Source organism: Methylobacterium sp. WL18, assembly GCF_008040015.1.
GTDB classification, from domain to species: Bacteria; Pseudomonadota; Alphaproteobacteria; order Rhizobiales; family Beijerinckiaceae; genus Methylobacterium; species Methylobacterium mesophilicum.
In genome coordinates this window covers 1-1138 of record NZ_VRVD01000999.1, presented here as the reverse complement: position 1 = coordinate 1138, position 1138 = coordinate 1, and the positions used below count along the sequence as shown (strand labels likewise).

At 70.7% G+C, this 1138-nt stretch carries 1 protein-coding gene; it reads left to right on the top strand.

Annotation, left to right across the window (positions count from 1 at the left end):
• The coding region (locus FV228_RS30415; RefSeq protein WP_147857815.1) for a heterodisulfide reductase-related iron-sulfur binding cluster at positions 1-891 on the top strand (891 nt) is incomplete at its 5' end.
• Between the last annotated feature and the right edge of the window lie 247 nt (positions 892-1138).

Genomic DNA, 1138 nt, shown 5'->3' with positions numbered 1-1138 from the left:
GTGGCGCGGCTGCCGCGGGTCGGCAACCGGCTCGCCGCGATGCTCGACCTCGCCCCGGCGCGGCTGCCCGGACGCGAGCCGACCAACCGCGTCGGACGTTTTTCCCCGGAGGGCGGCCCGGCGACGAAGCGGGTCGCCCTGCTGCGCGGCTGCGCCCAGAGCGTCCTGCGGCCGGACTTCAACGCGGCGGCGATCCGGCTGCTCAACCGGCACGGGATCGAGGTGGTCCATGCCGACGAGGGCTGCTGCGGGGCGCTGACCCACCACATGGGCAAGGAAGCCTCCTCCCACGCCCACGCCAAGCATACGATCGACGTCTGGGACGCGGAGATCGCCAAGGGCCTCGACGCGATCCTGGTCACGGCCTCGGGCTGCGGCACGACCATCAAGGATTACGGCTTTATGTTCCGCGACGACCCGGCCTATGCCGAGAAGGCGCAGCGAGTCTCGAGCCTGGCCAAGGACGTGACCGAGTACGTGGCGCAGCTCGATCTGGCGGCGACCGCGGAGAGCGACCTCGTGGTGGCCTACCATTCGGCCTGCTCGATGCAGCACGGCCAGGGCATCCGGACCGAGCCGAAGACGCTGCTCAAGCGCGCCGGCTTCACCGTGAAGGACGTGCCGGAGGGCCATATCTGCTGCGGCTCGGCCGGGACCTACAACATCCTGCAGCCCGAGCTCGCCGCCAAGCTGCGCGCCCGCAAGGTCGCCAACATCGAGCGCATCCGCCCCGACGTGATCGCCACCGGCAACATCGGCTGCGCCACGCAGATCGGCAAAGGCACCGGCATCCCGATCGTGCACACGGTGGAGCTGCTGGACTGGGCCACCGGCGGCCCAAGGCCCGCCGCGCTCGACGGCGTCACGCCGCGGCTGGAGGCGGCGGAGTAGGATTGCGGCCGGATGCGGGCGCCTGCCCTCCCCTGCTGCGGGCTATCGGATTCACGGAACGCGATCCGGATGGTTCTCGACTGCAAAAGAAATCTCTCCGAGACCAACACGCGCCTTCCCTCCCCCCCTCTGCGGGGGAGGGTGGCCCCCGAAGGGGGTCGGGAGAGGGGAGCGACGGTGCAGAACAGGGCTTTGCCCGTCATGCCGGTCGCGCCCTCTGCTGAACCCGGGCTCCCCTCTCCCGACC